23 protein-coding genes are annotated in these 22,998 nt (G+C 48.1%); 15 read left to right on the top strand and 8 right to left on the bottom strand.

The genetic code is table 11. The features are described 5' to 3' along the window. Window positions 1-6 precede the first annotated feature (6 nt). Complete coding sequence (locus ACIFQM_RS06155) at window positions 7-651, bottom strand: DUF2278 family protein (RefSeq protein ID WP_430065161.1); 645 nt, start codon at window positions 649-651, stop codon at window positions 7-9. Window positions 652-704: 53 nt separating this feature from the next. Between ACIFQM_RS06155 and ACIFQM_RS06150 the strand changes: the two genes are divergently transcribed. From ACIFQM_RS06150 to ACIFQM_RS06120, 7 genes are all read left to right on the top strand, one after another. After that, window positions 705-1,454, top strand: a complete 750-nt coding sequence (locus tag ACIFQM_RS06150) for a C1 family peptidase (RefSeq protein WP_430065159.1) — start codon at window positions 705-707, stop codon at window positions 1,452-1,454. An 80-nt stretch (window positions 1,455-1,534) separates the two neighbouring features. Further along, on the top strand, window positions 1,535-1,849 hold the full coding sequence (locus tag ACIFQM_RS06145) for a protease inhibitor I42 family protein (RefSeq protein ID WP_430037621.1): 315 nt from the start codon (window positions 1,535-1,537) through the stop codon (window positions 1,847-1,849). A gap of 561 nt (window positions 1,850-2,410) precedes the next feature. Further along, window positions 2,411-3,703, top strand: a complete 1,293-nt coding sequence (locus ACIFQM_RS06140) for a homocysteine synthase (RefSeq protein ID WP_014279530.1) — start codon at window positions 2,411-2,413, stop codon at window positions 3,701-3,703. 125 nt (window positions 3,704-3,828) lie between these two features. Next, window positions 3,829-5,811 carry an FAD-dependent oxidoreductase gene (locus tag ACIFQM_RS06135; RefSeq protein ID WP_430065157.1) on the top strand — a complete coding sequence of 661 codons (1,983 nt, stop codon included), beginning with the start codon at window positions 3,829-3,831 and terminating at the stop codon, window positions 5,809-5,811. Window positions 5,812-5,909: 98 nt separating this feature from the next. Next, a complete protein-coding gene (locus ACIFQM_RS06130) occupies window positions 5,910-6,203 on the top strand; it encodes a hypothetical protein (RefSeq protein WP_430048557.1) in 294 nt (97 codons plus the stop codon). A 195-nt stretch (window positions 6,204-6,398) separates the two neighbouring features. Continuing rightward, the gene (locus ACIFQM_RS06125; RefSeq protein ID WP_262384859.1) at window positions 6,399-6,521 is read left to right on the top strand and encodes a hypothetical protein; all 123 of its coding nucleotides are present in this window, start codon (window positions 6,399-6,401) and stop codon (window positions 6,519-6,521) included. 104 nt (window positions 6,522-6,625) lie between these two features. Then, window positions 6,626-6,925: a hypothetical protein gene (locus ACIFQM_RS06120; RefSeq protein WP_430037631.1), complete on the top strand. Its 300-nt coding sequence runs from the start codon at window positions 6,626-6,628 to the stop codon at window positions 6,923-6,925. Between the two features lie 98 nt (window positions 6,926-7,023). Here the strand turns inward: ACIFQM_RS06120 and ACIFQM_RS06115 are convergent, their stop codons facing one another. Continuing rightward, window positions 7,024-7,353, bottom strand: coding sequence for a hypothetical protein (locus tag ACIFQM_RS06115; RefSeq protein WP_430065156.1), 330 nt, complete (start codon window positions 7,351-7,353; stop codon window positions 7,024-7,026). 453 nt (window positions 7,354-7,806) lie between these two features. Here ACIFQM_RS06115 and ACIFQM_RS06110 point away from each other — a divergent pair, with 453 nt between their 5' ends. The 4 genes from ACIFQM_RS06110 to ACIFQM_RS06095 all read left to right on the top strand — a co-directional run bounded on the left by ACIFQM_RS06110 (window position 7,807) and on the right by ACIFQM_RS06095 (window position 12,144). After that, window positions 7,807-9,309 (top strand): HD-GYP domain-containing protein, encoded by a 1,503-nt coding sequence (locus ACIFQM_RS06110; RefSeq protein WP_430037637.1) that lies wholly within the window; start codon window positions 7,807-7,809, stop codon window positions 9,307-9,309. 174 nt (window positions 9,310-9,483) lie between these two features. After that, complete coding sequence (locus ACIFQM_RS06105) at window positions 9,484-10,929, top strand: ATP-binding protein (protein WP_430065154.1); 1,446 nt, start codon at window positions 9,484-9,486, stop codon at window positions 10,927-10,929. Between the two features lie 50 nt (window positions 10,930-10,979). Further along, window positions 10,980-11,690 carry an NAD(P)H-binding protein gene (locus ACIFQM_RS06100; protein WP_430065152.1) on the top strand — a complete coding sequence of 237 codons (711 nt, stop codon included), beginning with the start codon at window positions 10,980-10,982 and terminating at the stop codon, window positions 11,688-11,690. Between the two features lie 73 nt (window positions 11,691-11,763). Beyond that, on the top strand, window positions 11,764-12,144 hold the full coding sequence (locus tag ACIFQM_RS06095) for a RidA family protein (protein WP_014279543.1): 381 nt from the start codon (window positions 11,764-11,766) through the stop codon (window positions 12,142-12,144). A 90-nt stretch (window positions 12,145-12,234) separates the two neighbouring features. Here ACIFQM_RS06095 and ACIFQM_RS06090 read toward each other — a convergent pair whose 3' ends face one another. Further along, window positions 12,235-12,990: a tryptophan-rich sensory protein gene (locus tag ACIFQM_RS06090; protein WP_430037646.1), complete on the bottom strand. Its 756-nt coding sequence runs from the start codon at window positions 12,988-12,990 to the stop codon at window positions 12,235-12,237. Window positions 12,991-13,406: 416 nt separating this feature from the next. Here ACIFQM_RS06090 and ACIFQM_RS06085 point away from each other — a divergent pair, with 416 nt between their 5' ends. Together ACIFQM_RS06085 and ACIFQM_RS06080 are read left to right on the top strand one after the other, a co-directional pair. Next, the gene (locus tag ACIFQM_RS06085) at window positions 13,407-14,531 is read left to right on the top strand and encodes an NADH-dependent flavin oxidoreductase (protein WP_430037649.1); all 1,125 of its coding nucleotides are present in this window, start codon (window positions 13,407-13,409) and stop codon (window positions 14,529-14,531) included. A 110-nt stretch (window positions 14,532-14,641) separates the two neighbouring features. Beyond that, window positions 14,642-15,229, top strand: coding sequence for a GNAT family N-acetyltransferase (locus ACIFQM_RS06080; protein WP_430037652.1), 588 nt, complete (start codon window positions 14,642-14,644; stop codon window positions 15,227-15,229). On the opposite strand, the gene ACIFQM_RS06075 is transcribed toward ACIFQM_RS06080, so the two are convergent. The 5 genes from ACIFQM_RS06075 to ACIFQM_RS06055 form a co-directional block, all read right to left on the bottom strand. After that, window positions 15,159-16,094, bottom strand: a complete 936-nt coding sequence (locus tag ACIFQM_RS06075; RefSeq protein WP_430037655.1) for a response regulator transcription factor — start codon at window positions 16,092-16,094, stop codon at window positions 15,159-15,161. The genes ACIFQM_RS06080 and ACIFQM_RS06075 overlap by 71 nt on opposite strands. 6 nt (window positions 16,095-16,100) lie before the next feature. Beyond that, window positions 16,101-16,580 (bottom strand): sensor histidine kinase, encoded by a 480-nt coding sequence (locus tag ACIFQM_RS06070; protein WP_430037659.1) that lies wholly within the window; start codon window positions 16,578-16,580, stop codon window positions 16,101-16,103. Further along, window positions 16,478-16,858, bottom strand: coding sequence for a sensor histidine kinase (locus tag ACIFQM_RS06065; protein WP_430037727.1), 381 nt, complete (start codon window positions 16,856-16,858; stop codon window positions 16,478-16,480). The genes ACIFQM_RS06070 and ACIFQM_RS06065 overlap by 103 nt, the downstream gene beginning before the upstream one ends. A 251-nt stretch (window positions 16,859-17,109) precedes the next feature. Next, window positions 17,110-18,003: an AraC family transcriptional regulator gene (locus ACIFQM_RS06060; RefSeq protein ID WP_430037662.1), complete on the bottom strand. Its 894-nt coding sequence runs from the start codon at window positions 18,001-18,003 to the stop codon at window positions 17,110-17,112. A 97-nt stretch (window positions 18,004-18,100) separates the two neighbouring features. Continuing rightward, entirely contained in the window at window positions 18,101-18,664 is a 564-nt protein-coding gene (locus tag ACIFQM_RS06055) for a dihydrofolate reductase family protein (RefSeq protein ID WP_430065150.1), read from the bottom strand. A 105-nt stretch (window positions 18,665-18,769) separates the two neighbouring features. Here ACIFQM_RS06055 and ACIFQM_RS06050 point away from each other — a divergent pair, with 105 nt between their 5' ends. Continuing rightward, on the top strand, window positions 18,770-19,708 hold the full coding sequence (locus ACIFQM_RS06050) for a helix-turn-helix transcriptional regulator (RefSeq protein WP_430037668.1): 939 nt from the start codon (window positions 18,770-18,772) through the stop codon (window positions 19,706-19,708). A gap of 163 nt (window positions 19,709-19,871) precedes the next feature. Beyond that, window positions 19,872-22,997, top strand: coding sequence for a DEAD/DEAH box helicase (locus tag ACIFQM_RS06045; protein WP_430037671.1), 3,126 nt, complete (start codon window positions 19,872-19,874; stop codon window positions 22,995-22,997). Window position 22,998 lies beyond the last annotated feature (1 nt).

Below are 22,998 nucleotides of genomic sequence, written 5' to 3'. Positions count from 1 at the left end.
GGTTAATCAACAGACGTGTTTAAGTGTATAACCTGTATCATCGTTAGTACACCATGACTGAGATTGAAAAGCCAAGAATAAGGCGACCCAACGGTCTTTAAACTGAATTAGCAATCCCCCGTCTTGCCAAACTCCATTATCTTTTTCCCATTTGGGATTTCCTGAGTTACCTTGGTTCATATGAATATCGTGAACTCCATTTCCGGGTTTGAAATGAAAGTATTCATCCTCTTTATGTTCAGGGCCAAATCGTTCTCCATAAGCATATATAACAGCTTCTTCATCAATGGCTTTTTGAACATAGTTTGTTAACTTTTCGTACAAATCGTTGTCGGGACCAGGTTTAATATTTGGGAGTGGTGTCATTTGTTTAGGATCAAACAGACGGCCCCTGACATAGTCCAAGGCAATCTCCCGATTGTTTTTATTGATTCCAGTGAAGCCTTCTGCCATACCTTGCAGATGGGTAATTTGCGAGGAATTAAAATTTTCGCCAATCAAATAAAGAACTTCTGACGATTGGATATTAATGGCTAATCTGAACTTTTCTTTGCTATGCGATACTTCCATGAGCACTTCTAGATGCTGGTCATCTTTTCCTAATTTAAATTCTTTAGGAATTGCTTTTAGCACACCGTATTTAATGGGCATTGTTATAGTCTCCTTGTGATTAATTTTTTACATTTTCTAACGTGTCTTCTATTTTGCCGCCTTTTATTATTCCTTCAAAATTTGAAGTTAAAGGAATAACTCCTGTAAGAGATCAGGGACACGAAGGAACGTGCGTTGGATTCTCCTGCGCTGTAGGTATGAAAGAGTGGCAAGAGAGAGATAAATATGTCGGACTCTCACCCAGATACCTCTACGAGAAGGCAAAAGCAGCAGATTCAGCCCCAGATAATACACCTCGATGTACTCCTGATGGAGACGGGACATCTATTAGGGTAGCCATGGATATACTAAAAAAACAGGGAGTATGTGAGGAAAGCTTTTGGAAGTATGAAGCCTGTAATCCTGGTAGTCCCCAAGCTGGAGCAGATACAAATGCAGCAAAATATAAAATAAAAGCATATGCAAATCTGGATACGATAAAAGCAATGCAGAGAAGCTTAGTTGTGAACGGCCCTTTTGTAGTCGGAACATCAGTGTATAAAAATTGGATGGATCCAAACGTAGCGGCTACAGGTAAAATACCTTTACCCGGAAGTAGTGAATTTATAGGTGGACATGCCATATGTATTGTAGGCTTCGATGATGAAACTCAACTGTTTAAATTTAAAAATTCTTGGGGAACTCGTTGGGGAGATAATGGATTTGGCTACTTACCTTATGATTATCGTATTCAAGCCCAAGCTGAACATTTCTTTTTCGAAGCATATAGCGCAACGGATCTAATCGACAATGTTGACGCCTTAGTCGGTGCCAAGGAGAAAATATTGCAGCAAATTGGGTGAAGAGTTTAAAGAAGGGGTTGAGCTTCATCATTGGGGGGGAGATCAGGTTATTAAATATCACTAGAAAGTCAGGTGATTTAATGATCATTTCCATTGAAGAGAAGGACAATGGTAAAATCCTCCGTCTAAAAAAAGGCGAAGCCTTCCAGATTACCCTACTTGAAAATGCATCTACAGGATATACATGGTTGGAAGAAATCGTTGCAGAGAAAAATGTGGTTTTGCTTGAGAAAGAAGATTATGTTGGTAATCACACTGTAATTGGAGGATCTGGTGTCCGAGCTTGGACGTATACGGCAAATGAAGCAGGTCAGAGAAAGGTGAGATTTCATTACCAAAGGCCGTGGCTACAGGAGGCTGTAAAAAGTTTTGAAATTACGGTTATTGTAATATAGGGACGCTGAAAAGCGTTCCTTTTTTAATAAGGGGGATTCTATCCAAAGAGTATATACCGTATTTATCGGATTAGGTTCAAATGTAACTGTTAATTACGTTGCCTATCATATCCGATCTAAAGCCTTCTATCCTGCTGGATATGCTACCCCTGAACTGGGCTCAGCTTGTGGAAGAACAACGTAAACGAATATACGCTAAATAAAGGACTACAGCTCAGAAATATCCTTTCTGATTTCTATCGAAAACACCTCTTTACAACCTCTTTCACCTATTTGCTGTAATGTATATTGCTCGGGTTTTGGGCAGACGTTGAATCCAGTTTAATTCAAATAATCTGTTCTGAAACCTGAAGGTAGTTGAGTTAGAAAAAGAGCATTCCTACGAAGGTGTCGGATGTATTGCGCAAAGTGGTATAAACAGCATGAGTCAAATTGGAAATTTATAATTTCCTACCTGAATAATGAGAATTATCTTCCCAAATCGTTCTTTTTGTGCGAGAATGGTTAAAAAATCATTTATGATTGCGCTTTACAGCACGTATAACAAGGGAGGAAATAACCATGTCAGAAGATCGCAAGCTTTCATTCGAAACTCTCGCTGTCCATGCCGGACAACAAATTGATCCTACTACCTTTGCCCGCGCAGTTCCGTTATACCAAACCACCTCGTATGGATTTCGGGATGCTGAGCATGCGGCTGATTTGTTTTCCCTAAAAGAGTTCGGCAACATTTATACGCGCCTGATGAATCCAACCACGGATGTGTTTGAGCAGCGGATCGCAGCTCTGGAGGGAGGGGCTGGCGCATTGGCAACGGCTTCAGGAGCAGCAGCCATTTCCTTTTCCATTCTGAACATTGCCGGAGCAGGGGATGAAATTGTATCGGCATCCAGTCTGTATGGCGGTACATATAATTTATTTTCCACGACGCTACCCAAGTTGGGCATTAAGGTGCATTTTGTGGATTCGGATGACCCGGAGAACTTCCGTAAAGCCATTACGGATAAAACGAAGGCGTTATATGCCGAGACGATTGGCAATCCGCAGGGCAATGTGCTGGATGTGGAAGCCGTGGCAGCGATTGCGCATGAATACGGTATTCCGTTGATTGTGGATAACACGTTCCCAAGCCCGTACTTATTGCGTCCTATCGAATACGGAGCGGATATTGTCGTGCATTCGGCGACGAAGTTCATTGGCGGACACGGAACGTCCATCGGTGGGGTGATCGTGGACAGTGGCAAGTTTGACTGGAAAGCAAGCGGCCGTTTCCCGGGACTGACTGAGCCGGACCCGAGCTATCACGGGGTTGTATACACCGAGGCGGTGGGGCCTATTGCCTATATTATCAAGGCGCGGGTACAACTGCTGCGTGATCTGGGGGCAGCTATTTCACCGTTCAACTCATGGTTGCTGCTTCAGGGCTTGGAGACACTCCATCTGCGTCTGGAAAGACATAGCCAGAATGCTTTGAAGGTAGCGCAATATCTCGAAAGCCACAAGGATGTGGAGTGGGTCAGCTACACCGGATTACCGAGCCATCCATCCTACGAATTAGCCCAAAAATACTTGCCGAAAGGGCAAGGGGCGATCCTGACCTTCGGTATTAAGGGCGGCAGTCAGGCGGGAAGCAAGCTGATTGAAAATGTGAAGCTATTTTCCCATCTGGCGAATGTAGGTGATTCCAAATCTCTGATCATTCATCCGGCTAGCACAACGCATCAGCAGTTGAATGCGGAGGAACAGGTTGCTGCCGGAGTCAAGCCAGAGCTGTTGCGTTTGTCCGTCGGGACGGAAGCGATAGACGATATTTTGTACGATTTGGAGCAGGCGATCGCGGCCAGCCAGCAGTAGTTAAGGTTGATCAGGTGGGGGGTAACCTCCACCTTTTTTGCGTCCATGTCATGGAGAAATAACGTTGACAACATACCCCTATAGGTATATATTATACCCCATAGGGTATATAAGGGGGAGAAAAAATGGGCAGAACAATAGTTATTATTGGCGGGGTAGCAGGTGGAGCTTCTGCTGCGGCGAGATTGCGTAGATGGAACGAGGAAGACGAGATTATAATGTTTGAGCGCGGAGAGCATGTTTCTTTTGCGAACTGTGGTCTTCCTTACTATATTGGCGGCACGATCCATGCGCGGGAGAAGCTGTTCCTCCAGACACCTCAAGGGATTCGAGATCGTTTTAATATAGATGTACGGGTACTCACCGAAGTAATTGAAATAGACCGAGAGCAGAAGCTCATTCGCTTCCGTGATGTGAAATCAGGGAAAATGGGAGAGCAGCCGTACGATATGGTGGTTTTGTCGCCAGGGGCCAGACCGATGATACCTGATATTTCCGGATTAAACGAAGCCACTAATCTATTTACGCTAAGAAATATTCCTGACACGGACGTGATTAAGGAATATGTAGATGAAAAGCATCCGCGACATGCCACTGTCATCGGCGGCGGATTTATTGGGCTGGAGATGGCTGAGAATCTGCGGGAGCGTGGACTTAAGGTAACGATTATTGACCAAGGAGAACAATTGCTTCATCCGCTAGATCCTGAAATGGCTAAACTGGTGGAACAGCATATGAAGCTGAACGGGGTGGAGGTGCGTTTAAAGGAAGGGGTCGCGGCTTTTACAGATCAGGGTACACGGCTCCGTTTGGCTTCCGGGGGTATGCTTCAGACGGATTTGGTTATTCTCGCGATTGGTGTTGTTCCCGAAAATGAGCTGGCCATGCAAAGCGGATTGGAGCTTGGTTTTCGTGGGGCTATTCAGGTAAACGCCCAACTGCAAACCAGTGATCCGGCCATTTATGCGGTAGGCGACGCCATTCAGGTCAAAGACCGCAATCACGGGTTTGCAACGATGGTATCGCTGGCTTGGGGAGCCAATCGGCAGGGTCGTTTGGTGGCGGATCATATGAACGGTCAGGCCATTTCTTATGATGGTGCGCTCGGAACGTCCGTGATTAAGGCGTTTGCCTTGACCGCAGCATCTACAGGCAATAACGAAAAAACATTGCTGCGGCTGGGTGTTCCCTATAAGGCTGTTCATATTCATCCCGCTTCGCATGCAGGTTATTATCCGGGAGCATCGCCCATTTCCATGAAGCTGCTCTTTAACCCGGAGACAGGAATGATATATGGGGCACAGGCCGTTGGAGTCGATGGAGTAGACAAAAGGATTGATGTGATTGCGACCGCCATTCGTGGACATTTGGAGGTGCGTGAGTTGGCTGATATCGAGCTCGCTTATGCCCCCCCGTATTCTTCGGCCAAAGATCCTGTCAATATGGCTGGTTATGTGGCTTCGAATATCATGGATGGGCTGGTCCAAACGATGCAATGGCATGAAGTCGATGATTTTTACCGCACAGGCGGCGTTATTATTGATGTCAGCGATGAGGTGGAGCTGCAAGCAGGAGTCATTCCGGGTTCTATCCATATTCCTTTGCCAGAGCTGAGAGAACGGATGTCAGAAATCCCTCGTGATCTGGAGATCGCGGTATCCTGTCAGGTTGGCTTGCGGGGCTATATTGCGGCTCGAATGCTGATCCAATACGGATATCAGGTGAGAAACGTTGATGGTGGCTACAAGACATATTCAGTTATGGCTGAACAGGATTCTGATTCTGATCTGTCTACAGGGGGCAAACTGGGCGAGGAAGCCAAAGACGGATCAGGCACAGAGCTAACCCTGCTGGATGCCTGTGGATTGCAATGTCCTGGTCCTATTCTCAAGGTATATGAAGCCGTTAAGGCTATGGAAGAAGGACAAAAACTGGAGGTTACAGCAACCGATTTCGGTTTTGCGAGAGATATTGAAGCATGGTGCCTCAAAACCGGGAATACGCTGGAATCTCTGGGAGTGTCCCATGACAAGGTTAAGGCTGTAGTGCACAAAGGTTCCAGTAAGTCGCCTGCTCAGGCTCCTTTTCGCTGTCAAAGTCGAGAATAATTTGTACAAATTATGGCTTGGTTCGCTGTGTGACGTCTGTTACAATAGAAGGGACATTTACGAATGGATAGAAAAAAGATCGGATGGTGAGCATTTCTATGCTTTGGGAAGCAACTATATATTTTGTGATTTTGGTAATTTCTGCTCTAAGCGTGATTGTGGTATCAGGTAGCCGGAGGACGGCGAGTACAATTCTTCTGGTGCCTATCGTTTTATTTTGTACGATATTTATGGTGCAAGGTTCAGTACTTACAGCGGTGAAGCACCCGACGATGGGAGCTAATGTTGGTTCGGGCATGGCATTTTTAACAACTTGGGTAGTCACCGGAATATTGTTTGCTGTGACGATTGTGATTACTTTCGTTAAATATAGCAAGAAGAACGAGGCGTAATTCAGCCTTAACCTCAGATGAATTAGGGCTTGCGGTCATTTGCCGAAAGCCCTTTTTGTATTTAATTAGCATGTACTGGTTTGCCTCAAGAAGATACCTGTTGTGGAGTGTTTGGAAAAAAATAGAGCTGGGTTCCAAAAAGAGGTTTACAGGATTAGTTGGGAAGTGTATACATATAGTAAGGAGGCGATTGCTATGAGTGATCGTGGATTTCATCTGTTCTATATTATTTTCCTGACGGTTCTGGCATTAGGAAGCGTTGGTGGAATCGTCTGGTGGCTGCGTTCTGTCGGTCGTCAGGAGAAAGAAAAAAACTGAATTTGAACCGGACCGTAAAAGTCCAAAATGCAGCTTCCAGTAGGAGGGTGCATTTTTATGTGTTATAATAGGAACATATGTTCTTTATGGTGGGAGGAAAGACGATGTTGCCTGATTTGGAACGAAAGCTGTTACGGATTCTGTATAACTATTTTGCCCAGCATCGCCATATGCCGACGATGACGGAATTGACCGTCAAAACGGGGAAGAGGGACAACGAGATTACAGCCGCTTTGCGGCATATGGAAGAGGAGTGTTATATTACATGGGAAAATAACTCCAGTACTCAGCATGTGGTTTTGCTGGAAGGGTGGGAGCGGCCTTCGACGGACAGGGGCACCCGCCCGGAAACAGGGCGATCAACCACGCCGCAGGGCGGCACGGAATACTGGACGAATTATTAGAGTAGAACACATAGCTGGAAAATTAATGAGTTTTTAAGGTGCATATCATTTAGTTTTAAGAAAGGGGGACTATAATGACCCTATTAACCCCTTTTTGATCAAGCTATAGGCTCTGCCGGTGTATCGGCAGGGTCATTTTTTTGTTCATAGATGCTCTCGGCGGTGACTAGATAAATGGACGCTAAAAATCCCCCGGGGATCATCCGGAGGATGGGTGCAGCTTGCGTGAACTGCACGGCCTGCTCGAACTTCATGGTTCGACGGCATAATATATATTCAACCCCTGCTGCCTTGCATAATATGGTCAGCATGTTCATAAGGGGCAGTCCGATTCCACTGCTCATTTTCCAAACGACAAAAGCCCTACCTCTCTTTCGTCCTTGCGGCTCCGATGACCGCGCCAGTGTGAATGTGAAAATCTTCGGCAAAAGCTCAAAATTCTACATTAGGGTTATACATAAAATTTGGAGAAGCTCCATGCGGTGATTAGGAGTAATAGCTTGTTGCGCGGAATCCTATGGGGTTTAATACATACTACAATAGTATAACAAGATCGATTTTAAAATGCAAGGAATTTCTATATTTTTGATGATAGCTGGCCTGGCAAAGTAAAGTTACTCCTTATCGTTCTCCATATAGTGTACATAACTGGAGAAGCGGATCACACCTTTATCAATACGAAAATCAACTACAGAAACAACAGAATGAAGGTAATTCTTTTGAGTCAATGATTATTGCTTCCGTGCGCGATATCCAGTTTTTTGGTTAAGGCAGCATATTGCAAATTGCTCAAGCAAGAAGGTTAACTTTTGCCGACTGTACTCCGATATTGAATAAACAAGATATTTTGTGAGTGTACGGATGAAAAGAGGGGTAGCATTTTGCCGATCTATAAGCGTTTTATTCAGCATGTTATCCTGAACTATATTATAGGTTCGTTTATAGCTGTTCTGTTGGTAGGCGCAATTTTTATATTTTCCACGTTAAATGTAGCCCATTATGAATTTTTAGGTCTTATGAAGATCATTGCTTTTTCCAGTATTATTATGATTGTTTGCGAAACGCTGGTATTTAGGATGCATCTGGGACCAGTTCGTCACTTTTTTCTGGATAAGCGGACGACGTTCGAGGATGTAGAAGCGATGTATATACGGATTCACCGTCTGCCTAATCTGTCTGTGTTACGTATTATGGGCCCGCATTTGCTCGGTTTTTCCATCCCGGCAGCTGGTATGGCCATATGGATGATTCATACCAGACAGCTCACCCTGCCCTTCTATTATGTGGGAATTGCCTGTATAGGGGCTTGTCTGGTTGCTTCGATGCACGCGATGATTGAATTTTTCCTGACGATGAGGGCGATCCGTCCGTTGCTGGTAGAAATTAGAGACCGGACTTATCAGAAATATGGAATTAACCTATCGCTTAGGGGACGGGTATTACTATCCCTCCGGCACAAATTTCAGCTGAGCGCAACGTTGATTGGTGCTTTTCCGCTGTTTTTATTTTGCCTGGCTACGCAGATTCGGCTGGAACATCTGGATGAGGCACTTTCCAGCTCCTATTGGGTATGGGCGGGCACGATTTTACTATTTGGTGTGGCCTTCGCTTATCTGGGAGGATGGCTGTTAACCCGTGAGATTGAGCAGCCCATTCACCATCTGCTGGAAAAGATGAACGAAGTAAGGGAAGGCCGCCTGAACGATAAAGCTAGCGATTTGTACTCTGACGAATTTGCAAAGCTGGTTGAAGGCTTTAATATCATGGTTGAGGGATTGAAGGAACGGGAAGATAAAAACAGTCAGCTACAGGAAAGTTATTTCGCCACCTTGGCGGCAGCACTGGATGCCAGGGACGCTTATACCGCAGGACATTCTTTGCGTGTGGCTGAATACTCGGTGATCATTGGACGGCGGGGCGGTTTGAATGAGACAGACCTCGATTTGCTGCGCAAAACGGCATTACTGCATGATATCGGCAAAATCGGCGTAGCCGATGCCGTGCTGCTCAAGGATGGCAAGCTGACGGACGAGGAATTTGACCAGATTAAAATGCACCCGGTCATGGGAGAAAGCATTCTCCGCCAAGTGGAGCCAGCCTATGCCATGGCCCCTTATTTGCCCGGTGTGCGTTCGCACCATGAGCGTTACGATGGCAAGGGCTATCCAGACCAGCTCTGCGGGGAGGATATCCCGCTATTTGGACGGATCATTGCGGTAGCGGATGCGTATGATGCGATGACGTCTGACCGCCCATACCGGAAGGGCATGCAGAAAGAAAAAGCGGTAATGATATTGGAAGACGGAAAAGGAAGCCAGTGGGACCCTTACTTTGCCGAATTATTTGTCGATGAATGGCGCCGGAACAAAGGCATCATGAGTTGACCCTATACTGTATATCCATCAGGGCGAGCCGTTGCGGTTCGCTTTTTTATATACGGATGTACGCATCTTTAGACATGTCGAAAGCTGTAGCTTCATGTTATGATATACGAGAACAGTACAAGCGGTCTGCATAGGCCTGGCATCCAATTTTTCGCGCTATGGGAGTGTGAGTCCATGCAATTTTCAATGATGTTTCTAATGAATCTGGGGATGCTGATTGCCGTTGCCTATGTGGCGAACGTGATTTATAAATATGGGTTGAGTCGTACCTCTTCGCGATTTCAATATATCAGCTCGGTACTGCTGGTGGTATTTGGCGGATGGGTTAGCTCTTGCTTCGGCTTTAACTTTAGCGAGACGGTTATTTTTGATCTGCGCTTTGTGCCGTTAATTATTGCGGCGTTGGTGTATCCTCGCTCCTATACGCTTATTATTATCGGGGTAGCGATCGGGCTTACGAGATTTACCTTCGGTGTGAATATGGCGGCGTGGGCCGGCTTTCTGAATATGAGCATTCTGGGCGTGCTGTGCGCCGGATTGAACTACTGGATGCGCCGTTCCACCTGCCGTCTGATTATTAAGGCATCGGTGACCATTTTAGCGGTTAATATCGTAAATACGTTGAATATTGCCTTTCTGGGCGTCATTCCATGGCACTATTATGTGGCGGAAGTTGTTCCTCTCACTTTGCCTATCGGCATTGTACTCAGCTTTTTATTTGCGCTGATTTTACGTGATTTTCAGATGGAGCAGATGCGTAATTATCAGATTATACAGGCGAATCAGCTATTATCGGAACAACGCGATGAGTTACAGAAGACGAAAATCATTTTGGAAGAACGGGCCAAGCAGTTAATGGTGGCTTCCCAATATAAATCCGATTTTATGGCAACGATGTCGCATGAACTGCGTACACCACTTAATAGCATTATTAATCTGGCGCAGATCATCAACGAGCAGGGAAAAGAACTGGATGAGGACGAGCTTTACCAGTACAGCGAGCTGATTTATGTCTCGGGGCATGATTTGCTCCAATTGATCAATGACATTTTGGACTTGTCTAAAGTCGAGGCTGGACGGATGGAAATCGTCAGTGAGCCGGTCAGCGTGCGCGAGATTGCGCAGTTGATGATGATGCATTTTGAAGTCACCGCCAAGGACAAGAAGCTTGAATTCAGCTTGAAGGAGTATGGTGATATACCGGATGAAATTCGATCCGATCCCAAACGTGTACAGCAAATTTTGCGGAACCTGTTGTCTAATGCTTTTAAGTTCACTCATGAAGGACGTGTACTGCTGGAAATCAGCACTCAGCATCTGGAACGAAAAGGGCAGGAGCGAGATTGGGTTGTATTTGCGGTAAAAGATACGGGCATCGGCATCTCCAAGCTTCAGCAGCATGTTATTTTTGAGGCATTCCAGCAGGCAAACGGTTCTATTAACCGAAAATATGGAGGAACCGGACTGGGGCTGTCGATTAGCCGTGATTTATCCCGCTTATTGGGCGGTTTTATCCGTTTGGAGAGTGAGGAGGACAAGGGAAGTACATTTTCCCTGTACCTGCCCATGTGTCCGTCTGAAAGCAAGGAGGCGGGCAAACGGCCGTTTAAATTAGCCTAATAATACAGATGCAGGGAGCAGATAGGTTACAGGCATAAAGGAGGTCTATCGTGGAACGTAAAGCGGTCGTTGTGGGTGCAACGGGGCTTGTTGGAGGTTATGTTGTACGGGAGCTGCTGGTGCAAAAGGAATACAGCCGCGTCATGGTTGTGGGCAGACGTCCGTTGGAAATCAAGCATCCCAAGCTGGAGCAGGCATTCATCGACTGGGAGCAGCCGCAGGAAGCGGCATCCGCCTTCGAGGGGGTTGCTGATGTTTTTTGTTGCCTCGGGACGACGATGAAAAAGGCTGGCTCCAAGGAGCGGTTTCGTCAGGTGGATCTGGACTATCCGGTTCTGACCGCCCGGTTGGGCAAAGAGGCCGGTGCGGTGCAGATGCTCGCCATCTCCTCGATGGGAGCGGACCCGGAATCGCGCGTGTTTTACAACCGTACGAAGGGTGAGGCTGAGGAGGCGCTTGCCGATATGGGCTTGCCTGCGTTGCATTTGTTCCGTCCGTCGCTGATTTTAGGCACAAGGCCCGAACGTCGTTTTGGCGAAGCCGCCGCGGCTGTCGTGATGAAGGCACTGGATGGTGTGATGACAGGCAAGCTGGCTTCCTACCGCGCTATCCCGGCCTCGGTGATCGCACGGGCTATGGTACGAATCGCTCTCGCTCATGCGAGCGGCGTACATATTTATCCGAATGATATCATTCGGGTCATCGGAGCTGAACTGACACCCGGTGAGGGTGATTCAGGGACAGAGCGTAACAGTCCTTAATGCGAAATAGTGGCTTTGGACTTCCCGTGCTATAATACGGAGAACCAGTATCAGGAAGGAGAATTCAAGCTATATGAAAAAAACAATTGCCACTGAAAAAGCTCCCGGAGCTATTGGACCCTATAGCCAAGCTGTAGAGGCGGGTGGTTTTATTTACACCTCAGGACAGCTTGGACTGAATCCGGCAACAGGTGAGTTCGGTAAGGATGTACAGGAGCAGGCTCGTCTGTCCTTGAGCAACGTACAAGCTATTCTAGAAGCGGCTGGAAGCAGCCTGAACCAAGTCGTGAAAGCGACCGTATTCCTGAAAGATATGAACGACTTTGTCAGCGTCAATGAAGTATACAGCTCTTTCTTCGAGCAGCCGTATCCGGCCCGCAGTGCGGTGGAGGTAGCACGTCTGCCGAAGGATGCACTGGTAGAGATTGAAGTTATCGCCTTGAAAGGCGAATAGACTAGAGGGACATCAAAGAACTTCCAAAATCCACACTTGATGTGGAAATGGAAGTTCTTTGATGCCTGTGGTATACGTGATGAGATTCCTTTAGTCCCGGTCCCGGTTACGGGCAAAGAACAGCCATAGCGAGTACACCAGGATGATTGCGGCCAGAATGAATGCAGCCAGCCGCACCTTTTCATTGTCTGGATGCTCGATGGCGATGGCGACATAAGCCCACACGAACACAAGTGGATAAATGCTGTCACGATACGGGAAGCTGACCATGATGGCAAGCACGGTGCCGATGATCAGAACGTTGATCGCCCAAGTAGTATCGCTGAGTCCCCAGCCGTTCCACTCGTTCTTTTCCAGTACCACCGCGATGTTGATGATGGTAGCGACGGATACCCAGCCAAGGTTCAGACTGAACGGCAGCTTGACGAACCACATTTCCCCGAGGGTTGGTTGCGGCGTACGAGAGCGTACATATACGACAGCCAGAGAGAGCAAGTACAGTATAATGACAATCACACACAACTCTACATATACATACTGCCACAAAAAAATCCAGATGATGTTGAAGATACAGCTTAAAATAAAGAAAACCCCGATAGACTGAACGCTCGTCTTGGTTTGTCCTGCCGATGTAGCCTGATACACAACAAAGCAGGCAAGCAGCAAGTAAATAACCGACCAGATGGAAAAGGCATAACCCGCAGGTGTCAGCAGGGTAGGGTACATGTTGGATACGGCAGCGGTGCTTCTTCCGCCGATGGGAAGTGTGGAAGCCAGAATGTTAATGACGATGACAGCGATAAACGCAATGATATTCCACCATTTCAATGAATGGCTTCGTGACATAGGGGCATCTCCTCCTCAATGAATGATGAACCGTGGAATGACCGACTGGTCACAATCTTCTACTATGAATATACCCACTTTGCTACCAAATATGTCCTTGCCGGAAAAGTTTCAAGCTACAAATATTTTATTAAAAGGGCGTATCTATACACAGCCATATGTAATCCAATGATAAAAATGTTAAGCACTAGAAGTGAAGAGATAGGAGCATGAATGGTTTGGAATCCGGGTACTCTTATTTTCCGGACAGTCTAAGGAAGGTCAAAAGGTTAGATTTGACTTTATGGAGGCGGATCATTATACTGTGGTTACTATAACCACTGTATTAAAGTAAGCAATTAAAGCAAGTCACAGTAGGCAGGCTTTATGGTTTACAGTCTCATCTGATCTGACTTAAACTGAAGGAGAGAAAACGAATGAATCCGAAATATAAGCCTTTATTTGATACTTTTACCCTGCCATCTGGCGTTACATTGAAAAACCGTATCACGATGGCTCCTATGACCAACTTTGCGTCTCATGAAAATGGTGAAGTCAGTGACCAGGAGTTGGCTTACTACCGTGAACGTTCTGGCGGTGTAGGTGCGGTCATTACCGCTTGCGTGTACGTGACTCCAGACGGTAAAGGCTTTGTTAATGAGTTTGGCGCGGACAAGGATGAAATGATTCCGAGCCTGCGTCGTCTGGCTGACACGATTCATCAAGAGGGTGCGAAAGCCATCCTGCAAATTTACCATGGCGGTCGTTTGTGCCCACCGGATCAAATACCGGACGGACAGCCGATCAGCGCAAGCGCGGTGGCTGAGGAAAAAGAAGGCGCACCTGTGCCGCTTGAAATGAACACCGATGATATTCACCGTGTTATCCGTGCCTATGGCGAAGCGACTCGTCGCGCAATTGAAGCGGGCTATGACGGTGTGGAGCTTCACGGCGCGAACGGTTATCTGGTGCAGCAGTTCTTCTCCCCCCATTCCAACCTTCGTACCGACGAATGGGGAGGAAGCCTTGAAAAACGATTGACCTTCCCGCTGGCAGTTGTCCACGAAGTGAAGAAGGTGATCGCAGCGCATGCGAAGCAGCCGTTCATTTTCGGGTATCGTTTGTCTCCTGAGGAAGGACACACACCAGGCATTACGGTGGAGGATACGCTGGTACTCGTAGACCGTCTGGCGGATGAAGGGCTGGATTACCTGCACATTTCCGTTAACCATTTCTTCGGCGGTTCGTTCCGTGATCGTAGCGACGAACGTTCACGTACCCTTCTCATCTATGAGAAGGTTGGAAACCGCGTGCCGATTATGGGAGTTGGGTCGCTGAATACACCGGACGATGCACTTGCAGCGCTGGAGACAGGTGTACCGCTGGTTTCACTGGGACGTCCGCTTCTGATGGAGCCGCAGTGGGTTCAGAAGGTGCAAAACGGAACAGAAGATACGATCCGCACGACATTGTCCAAGCAAGCTCAACAAGAACTGGTCATTCCGGACTACCTGTGGGATGCGCTGACGACGATGCCTGGCTGGATGCCTGTTACGGATTAATTTTTGAATTGAAGGGATACCCTGGGTTGCTGTCAAGCATCCGGGGTATTTTCCTGTCGTATGTCCCGTGAGTACGAAACATATGAAAGTGAGAAAGAAGGAAATTGACAATGTTACATGAAGCTAATGGTTCGTTTTCGATAGAGTCCACCCATCCCGGGTTACGGATTCGACTTTTACAAGTAAGTGATGCAGAACGATTATTGGAGATTAGACGCGAAAATTTTGATTTTTTTAAGCCATTTGAGCCGGAACGGCCTGAAATTTACTTTACGCTGGAAGAACAGGCCCGCCTGATTTCCATCGGCCTTGAGGCTGTCCAAGCCGGGCAGGGATATACGTTTGGACTTTTTTTGCCGGAAAATGATAAGCTGATCGGCAGAATGGAGCTATCAGGCGTGGCCAGAGGCCCTTTTCAAAATGCAAATCTGGGGTACTTCGTAGATCCTGCACATCACGGACAAGGCTACGCCACCTCAGCAGTAAAGGATATTGTACGTTACGCCATCCATGAATTGGGATTGCACCGTATACAGGCCGGGGTTATGCCAAGAAATACGCCATCCAAACGAGTAATGGAAAAGGCCGGATTTCGCCGGGAAGGGTTGGCTCTAAACTATTTGAAGATTAATGGTATCTGGGAAGATCATGTGCTGTATGCGCTAACGGCTGAGGATCTACAGAATGGCGCCTTCTGAACTCGCCGGGCGTTACGCCTTCCAGTTTTTTGAATACCTTGCCAAAATATTTTTCGTCCTGATAACCGACCATACCGGCAATATGATGAAGGCGGAGCTTGTCATTTAATAGCAGCAGCTTCGCTTTGTCCATTCTGATCCGACATAGATACTCGGACAGATTAACGCCGTATTCCTGCTTGAATTTACGAGAAATATATTCTCGACTGAGGTAAAAACGGCTCGCCATATCCTGTAGGGAAATCTCCTCGTCGTAGTGAGCATCCAGATAGCGGGCAATATCACGGATAACAGGATTACTGGGGCTATGGCTTGGTGTAAGGGCCTGCCCAGCTGCCAGCAGCCGGTTCTCGACCAGCTTCTGCCATAGGGGCAGGGATAGCAAGCCCCGCTTGTCGATCGGCAGGGCAGGGATGGAGCCGTGCTCGTCTGCCAGTTCCTCCCCTGCCGCATCGCCGGGTCTGTCGTTCAGCCAGCGGGACGGTTCGCCCCAATACAGCAGAATAATTTCGTCCATACGCTCCAGATGGCGGAACGCAATCCCGGTTTGGGAATTCCCGAGAAACTCGTTGCAGATGTTCATCAGGGAAAAGCCCAAAAGTGTGTGCAGCGTCTTGTATTTGTCCAGCATATCGGCATTCAGTTGAGTGGTGCTCATCACCGCTGCCATTAGGGCCACCCCGTCCTTGCCAGGCATCCGCATATCCGTGAGTACAACAGGTGGCGAAAGGGCGGTGATGACCTCAATCGCCTGATCGCCCGACTCTGCTTCAATGACCTCAGTCACGCCACAAGCTTCCCAATGTACAAGCATTCGAACGGCATGGCGCACATGCTTTTCATCATCCACAATCAGGACCTTCATGACAGGTCACTCTCCCTTAATATGAATTTCGGTATGAGTTTCGGTACGAATTTCGAGTGTATAACGAACGCCATGAGGCAGAATATTGTCTACATACAGGGTATTAGAGCCGTCTTCGAAGTGAAGCTGGATGCGCAGCAGCACATTACGGAGTCCGATAGAATCCGACTCGCTGGTGTTCGGTTCCTCATAGGCTTTCAGCGGACGTTTCAGCATATGCTGGAGCTGCTCCAAATCAGCCCACGGAATTGATACTCCATTATTTTCCACTAATGGCTGGAGAATCATTTTGGGCACCTGATCATCCAGGACCCCATCTGCCCACTGGTAAGTGACCTCTAATTGCTCGCCAAAGCGTTCTTTTTGCAAATCAAGATACTGCTTTACATGCTCGGCCTCTTCCTTGAGGGTAACGACCGTATGATCCCGCATGTTATAACGGAGCATTTTGGCAAGGGAAGAGAGCAGGGAATAGATTCGCGGCACCTCATGCTGTAGAGCCAGCGTTCCGATAGACTGTGCGTATTGTATAAAAAATGAGGATTAATCTGTTCTTGAAGCGCTTTCAATTGATGTGTCTCGTTCGCCAGTTCGAGCTTGTATTCCTGTAAAATGAGGTTGTTGATGGTATCCATCATCTGTCGGAAGCGGCGTGACAGCACTCCGATCTCATCATTGCTCATGGCCCGTAAATAAAGCGTGCGATTAGGGATTTTCTTAACGAGCGTCCAGCCTGACAGGCTGGCATCCAGCTTGCCATACACCTGCAATGCCGTATCGTCTTCAATAACACCGTGCTCGTCTTATTTAGAAATTCGATTAAGCAGGCCGGATTCCTTCCAGTGTGTTCTAATCGCCTCTTCCTGTCCACTACAGAGCATGTGGGATAATTTGAAAAGCAAATAGTTGGAGCAAAACCGGGGGCTCCTGCCATCCATGTTCCGTTGCCTGTCGCAGTTAACTCGACAGGCTTTATTTATTTTAAGCTTTCCGAAACAGAACCAGCACTTAACTCCTAATTATTGCTTTTATTTCTAAATTTCCGGAAATTGTTGGGGGTTATATGATGATGTTTTTTAAAAGACTGAATGAAGTGATTTACATGATTGAAACCAACCCTGTGGGCTATTTCAGTTATTGTATAATCTGTTGAAATTAATAGTTCGCTGCCTTTCTTGATACGGTACTTAATTAAGTAGTCGTAAGGTGTCATATGAATGGTTCTTTTAAAGCTACGAGTGCATTCCGAAACACTTAGATGCGCTGAATCAGCAATCTCTTGCAGTGATATATTATCGGGGTAGCTCTGATGGATGAAGCTGAGCATTAATTGAAGTCTTTCTTGTTGCAGCTTTAAATATTTAGGTACTTCCTCAGAAGAAAGCGAAATGTTAGAAATTAAGGTGAACCATAATTGTACAGTTTTGATAGAAACCTCATATTCCCATCCCCAGCTTTTTTTTATATCAAATCTTTTTTTCATATCCCAAAGCATTTCCAGTACTTTAGTTTGCCATTCAGCATTCCCTTTGATGACTAGCGATAATAAGAGAGAGTTTGTAAAAGGCAGTACATAATTTTTTTCCATCGCACTATCCGCATAGAAGGCCAGCAGCTTCTCTGGAAAATTAAAACTCACGTATTGACCGTTATGTGTTAGGTGTGTAGTAACATGTAGGACCCCTTTATTAATAAAAATGGCCTGTCCTGCTTCTAATTCATGGTCAATTCCATTGACTTGTATAGTTAGTTTTCCTTTAGTTACTAAAGTAATTTGTAGTTCTTCGTGCCAGTGTAAATCGTTGAAGCCTCTACCTTCAGGGATGATTTTTAGAGCATTAGCAGTGTACATAATGTATGGAAATGAAGCATCCGGATATAAAATAGTCTCGTGTAATTGTTTAGACATTATAGAAGTCCTTTCCGATGGTGATATTATTATATCCGATCATTCATTTATCTAACAGTCATGTGCACAGACAAGGCTCTTAAAACGGACAGACTGTTCAGACCGTATCTGGCCGATAAGATGGGAGCATATAATGAAGCATAACGATATCCCCGCGGTGTTCTATTTGCTGGAGTTCAAACGTACTTGGCAGCGTGCCTTCCGGAAATAGCGGTATTCCTTGTCCGAGCACTTTGGGAATGACTGCAATGATTGCCTTATCCAGCAGTCCCTCTCGCATGAAGTCCTGAACTAGCTGTCCTCCACCCACCAGCCATACTGCACCCTCGGATTGTTTTTGCAGACGCGGAACAAGCTCAGACAGAGCTTCGTCTGTAAACGTAACATGCGGTGCTTGCTGATGCTTTGTTAATGACCGGGTAAGCACATAACACGGCTTGTCGGCATAAGGGAAAGCGTCCGAGAGCTTCAATACCTCCTCATACGTCAATCTGCCCATCAGCACCGTGCCTACGGTGTCGTAAAAGTCGGCATATCCATTGTCCCCGCCATCCCCTTTGACATCATACAGCCAGTCCACTGAGCCATCCGGCAGCGCTATATACCCATCGAGACTCATGGCAATATACAGTACAACTTTGTTTGATTGTATATCCTTCATCGTTTATCGCTCCTTTCTATCTCCTATGCTACAATATATTTATGACATGCTTTGTCGTAGTTAAACGGCGATTTCAATTTAATATTTTGCTAAAAGGAGTACCTGATGAACGAACGGAGAATTGCCCTTATGAGGATACTGGATTCCCGAAAAAAATATACGGCACGTGAGCTTGCCGAGCGTTTTGACGTCTCCGTGAGGACGATACAAAGAGATCTCGACTATTTGCAGCAGACCGGGTTACCGCTTTATACCGAAACGGGCCCTCATGGTGGATACCGGGCGCTCCCCAATCGACTGCTTCCGCCCCTTCATCTTGCCCGCAACGAGGCCTTGGGACTTTTTCTCATGCTGCAACTGCTGGAAGAGATTCCGGATATCCCTTTCGGATCAATTCGTGAGCATGTATCCGAGCAATATTATGCCGGGCTTCCACAGGATGTGCGGGACAGCATTGATCAATTGAAGGATTATATCTCTTTTCGCATGCTGCCTACTCACGCAGAGTCGCCCTACACCTCGCTCATTTTGGAGGCTGCGTTGAATAAGCGCCGGGTGAAAATGCATTACCGCTCCGCTTCCGGGGAAAAGTGGACTGAAGTATATCCGGTGGGGCTATATTTTGATCACGGATATTGGTACATGCCAGCGCATAGCAAAGACCGAATTATCCTGTACCGTTCAGATCGGGTCATCGTAATGACCATGCTGGAACAAACCTTACCCAGCCTTCCCACACTCCGGGAATGGATGGCTTCGGATGATTCTCGTACGGGGATTCCGTCAAAAATAAAGTTTACCTCGTTGGGTGCCCGGCTGGCGGAATCAGACCCCCTCTTCCAGAATGTCTCCCATCAGGATTGGCATGGATATATTCCGCCCGAGGAATTGAGTTATGTATCCAGACTCCTGTTAAAGTATGGGCCGGAGGCCGAGGTTATATATCCGGAAGAGCTGCGTATGCGAGTTAGGCAGCTGCTGCAAGACAGCCTGAATCCTTATCTGAAGGATGCGGAAGCTGATGATGAAGAAAAAGAGACTTGATCCTATAGACTATAGATCGAGTATTTTTTTATAGTTAATCACATGAATATGTAAGGTTATTAACTAATGACTTTCCATTTATTTTTGCGATAAAGTTTTGAAAAGAGCCCATTTTCGTATATGATGAAGAGTAATAATTCAAAAGGCTGGACGGGAGACAGATATGAATCAACCGCTTTATGGAATATGGCTCGGAGATGTGTTTTTTTGCTTTTCTGGTGAGACGTCGGAACCACGTATTGATGCATGGAGCAGTGTAATCCGCAGGCTGAGTTTGAAGGGAGACCTTCGGCCGTTTCGGCAGGCTGCGTTGCGTCTTGCCGAGGTCCGGATACCGAACACCGCTCGCGTGGAAGTGGCAGGCAGAGGAGGCAAAAGACGCTCTATGCTGGGCCGCACGCTGGAGGGCTTGGCACTGGAACCGCGCGAAACGCTGGCCCTGCTGACCCGCATGGACGAGAAGGGCTGTGCAGCGTCGGGCATTACACTGGGAGAGGAAATGCAATATTGGCAAAAGGCTGCTTATTTTGCGCTGGAACTGATGCAGCGAGGCGAAATTGCGCCATCGCTTACAGAGGCGCGTCCATCGGGACCGCGCCGTCGCGGCCCGGAGGCGGCGATTGGGGTGTGGATTCCCCGGCTACGCCAGGAGGAGGACGTTCGCCGCTTTTATGAGCTGGCTTCGGCGATGCCAGCCGTCTGTATGGCGGCTCCCGCCGTCTTCGCAGGCAAGGAGCCGGAAACACGGGAGGATGCAGCGGGAATTGTGCTCTATTCCTTCCTGTGTGCGGTCATCCATGCGGAAACGACCGCGGTGCTGGCAGCCTCCGACCGTGAGCTGAGCAGATATCGCGCAGAGTATCGGCGCGGGGGATCGCCGCTGGCAGAGCTGTGGTGGAACAGCCTGCTGACAGGTTCCCGCCCGGTTGCGATACAGGGAACGCCTGCCGAGATGGAGGAGTTGGTTCTCCAGGCGGCTTCTCTTGAAGGAAGCGCGATGCCAGTCATGGAACGGGAGGATCAGGAGCCGATCGAAGGACAGGTTCGTCTGTGCCTTCGTCTGGAGCCTTCACTGGAAGAGAATGTGAAGGAATGGCGCATTACCTTTTGGGTAGAAAGCGATGCCGAACCGGGGTTGCGACTACCTGCCTTGGCGCTGTGGGCGCATCCCGAGCGCGATCTGGTGCGCGGCACCATCGTGTATCGCCAAGTACAGGCACAACTGCTGCTGCGGCTTGGACAGGCTGCCGAAGCGGCACCGATACTGCAAGAAGCGTTGAGCCGCCCTTATCCCGAGGGCCTCACACTGGAGCCTGAGCTGTTCTTCCGCTTCCTGACGGAAGCTGTACCCGCTCTGCAAAAGAACGGCACCACCGTGCAAATGCCTTCACGCTGGAGCCGGGAGGGTCGCCGCCGCGCAGGCTTGCGGCTCAAAATGCGTTCGGCGGAGCGCGGCACACCACCGGAAGGCGTGAATACCGACACATCGTCGGTCGGTATCAATCGCATGATTTCCTTTGATGCCGAGGCTGTGCTGGGCGATACGACCTTGACGATGGAGGAACTGGAAAGCATCGTCGCGGCTAATTTGCCGTATGTACGTCTGGGAGGCGAATGGATCGAGGTCGATCCCAAGGAAATTCGTCAGGTGCTGCGTTTTATCAAGCGTGGTGAAAACGGTGAAATGACCTTGTCCGAATGGATGCATCTGGCGGCAGAAAATGAAGGTGCAGGTGAGGCCTCATGGAAGGGCTTGTCCATCTTTGGCGCAGAATCCGCCGGGTTGCTGGCCTCTCTGGTTGAGGGCGGTATGCTTCGTTCTGTGGAGCCGCGTCCTGTACCGAAGACGCTGCATGGCGCATTGCGTCCTTATCAGGAGCGCGGCTTCCAATGGCTGGCTGCCATGCGCGGGCTGGGCTTCGGTGTCTGCCTTGCGGATGACATGGGGCTTGGTAAAACGATTCAAGTTATTACCTGCCTGCTTGATGGCGGCATCGGCGCGAAGGATCAGCGTCCGGCGCTGATCGTCTGTCCGACCTCGCTGCTCGGTAACTGGCAGCGGGAGCTGAAGCGTTTTTCGCCGGATTTGTCACTTTATATTCATCACGGCAACCAGCGGCTTCACGGGGAGGCATTTCAAGAAAGCGTCCGCGAATATAATATCGTTCTCACGACCTACCATTTGGCGGGCCGGGACGGCAGCGATTTATCTGCGGTCTATTGGTCCTCTATCGTGTTGGATGAGGCGCAATATATTAAAAATGCACGGACAAAGCAGTCTCAGAGCGTAATGAAGCTGTCAGCACCGCATCGGATCGCCATGACGGGAACCCCGGTGGAGAATCGGCTGAGTGAGCTGTGGTCCATTTTTCAATTTCTGAATCCGGGTTACCTCGGCACCTCATCTTCGTTCCGTCAGCGCTATAGTATGGCGGGAGAGGAGAGAGGGGGTGCGCTGCGTGAGCTGTATCGTCTCGTCTCGCCGTTCATGCTGCGTAGACTCAAAAGCGATCCGGATATACGCAAGGATTTGCCAGAGAAGCTGGAATTGAAATCGTATTGTGTGCTGACACCAGAGCAGGCCGGATTGTATCGCGGCGTGGTGGATCAGCTAATGGGGACACTGGACGGACAGATTGGCATTGCCCGCAAGGGACTTGTCCTGTCTTCGCTGACTAAGCTCAAGCAAATTTGTGACCATCCGGGTCTGATCATTCCGGGCCGGGCTGATACTGGAAAAACTGAAAATTCGGGCAAAATGGAACGGCTGCTGGAGCTAGTGGAAACCATTCGGGAGAATGGAGAATCCGCTCTGATTTTCACCCAATATGTGTCTATGGGAGAGCTGTTGGTAGCACGACTGGCCCGGATTTTCGGGGAAGAACCGTATTTCCTGCATGGAGGGCTGGCGAAAACCAGACGGGACGAAATTGTCCACAACTTCCAGCAGGGGGAAGGACCGAATATATTCGTGCTTTCCCTGCGGGCGGGCGGCGTGGGCCTGAACCTGACGCGTGCCAGTCATGTTATTCACTATGACCGCTGGTGGAATCCTGCGGTGGAAAATCAGGCGACGGATCGGGTATTCCGCATTGGTCAAAGCCGGAACGTGCAGGTGCATAAGCTGATCTGCCAAGGTACGCTGGAGGAACGGATCGACGAGCTGATCGAGAGCAAAAAGGCGCTTTCCGAGCAGGTTGTCGGCTCCGGTGAGCATTGGCTGACGGAAATGTCTGACGATGAATTGCGTGGTCTGATTGCGCTGCAAAATGATATATGGATTGAGTAAG

Origin of the sequence: Paenibacillus sp. NRS-1782 (genome assembly GCF_050467685.1) — a bacterium.
Classification (GTDB): Bacteria; Bacillota; Bacilli; order Paenibacillales; family Paenibacillaceae; genus Paenibacillus; species Paenibacillus terrae_A.
Note: the sequence above shows the minus strand (reverse complement) of the source record. Positions and strands in the feature narration are given on the sequence as shown.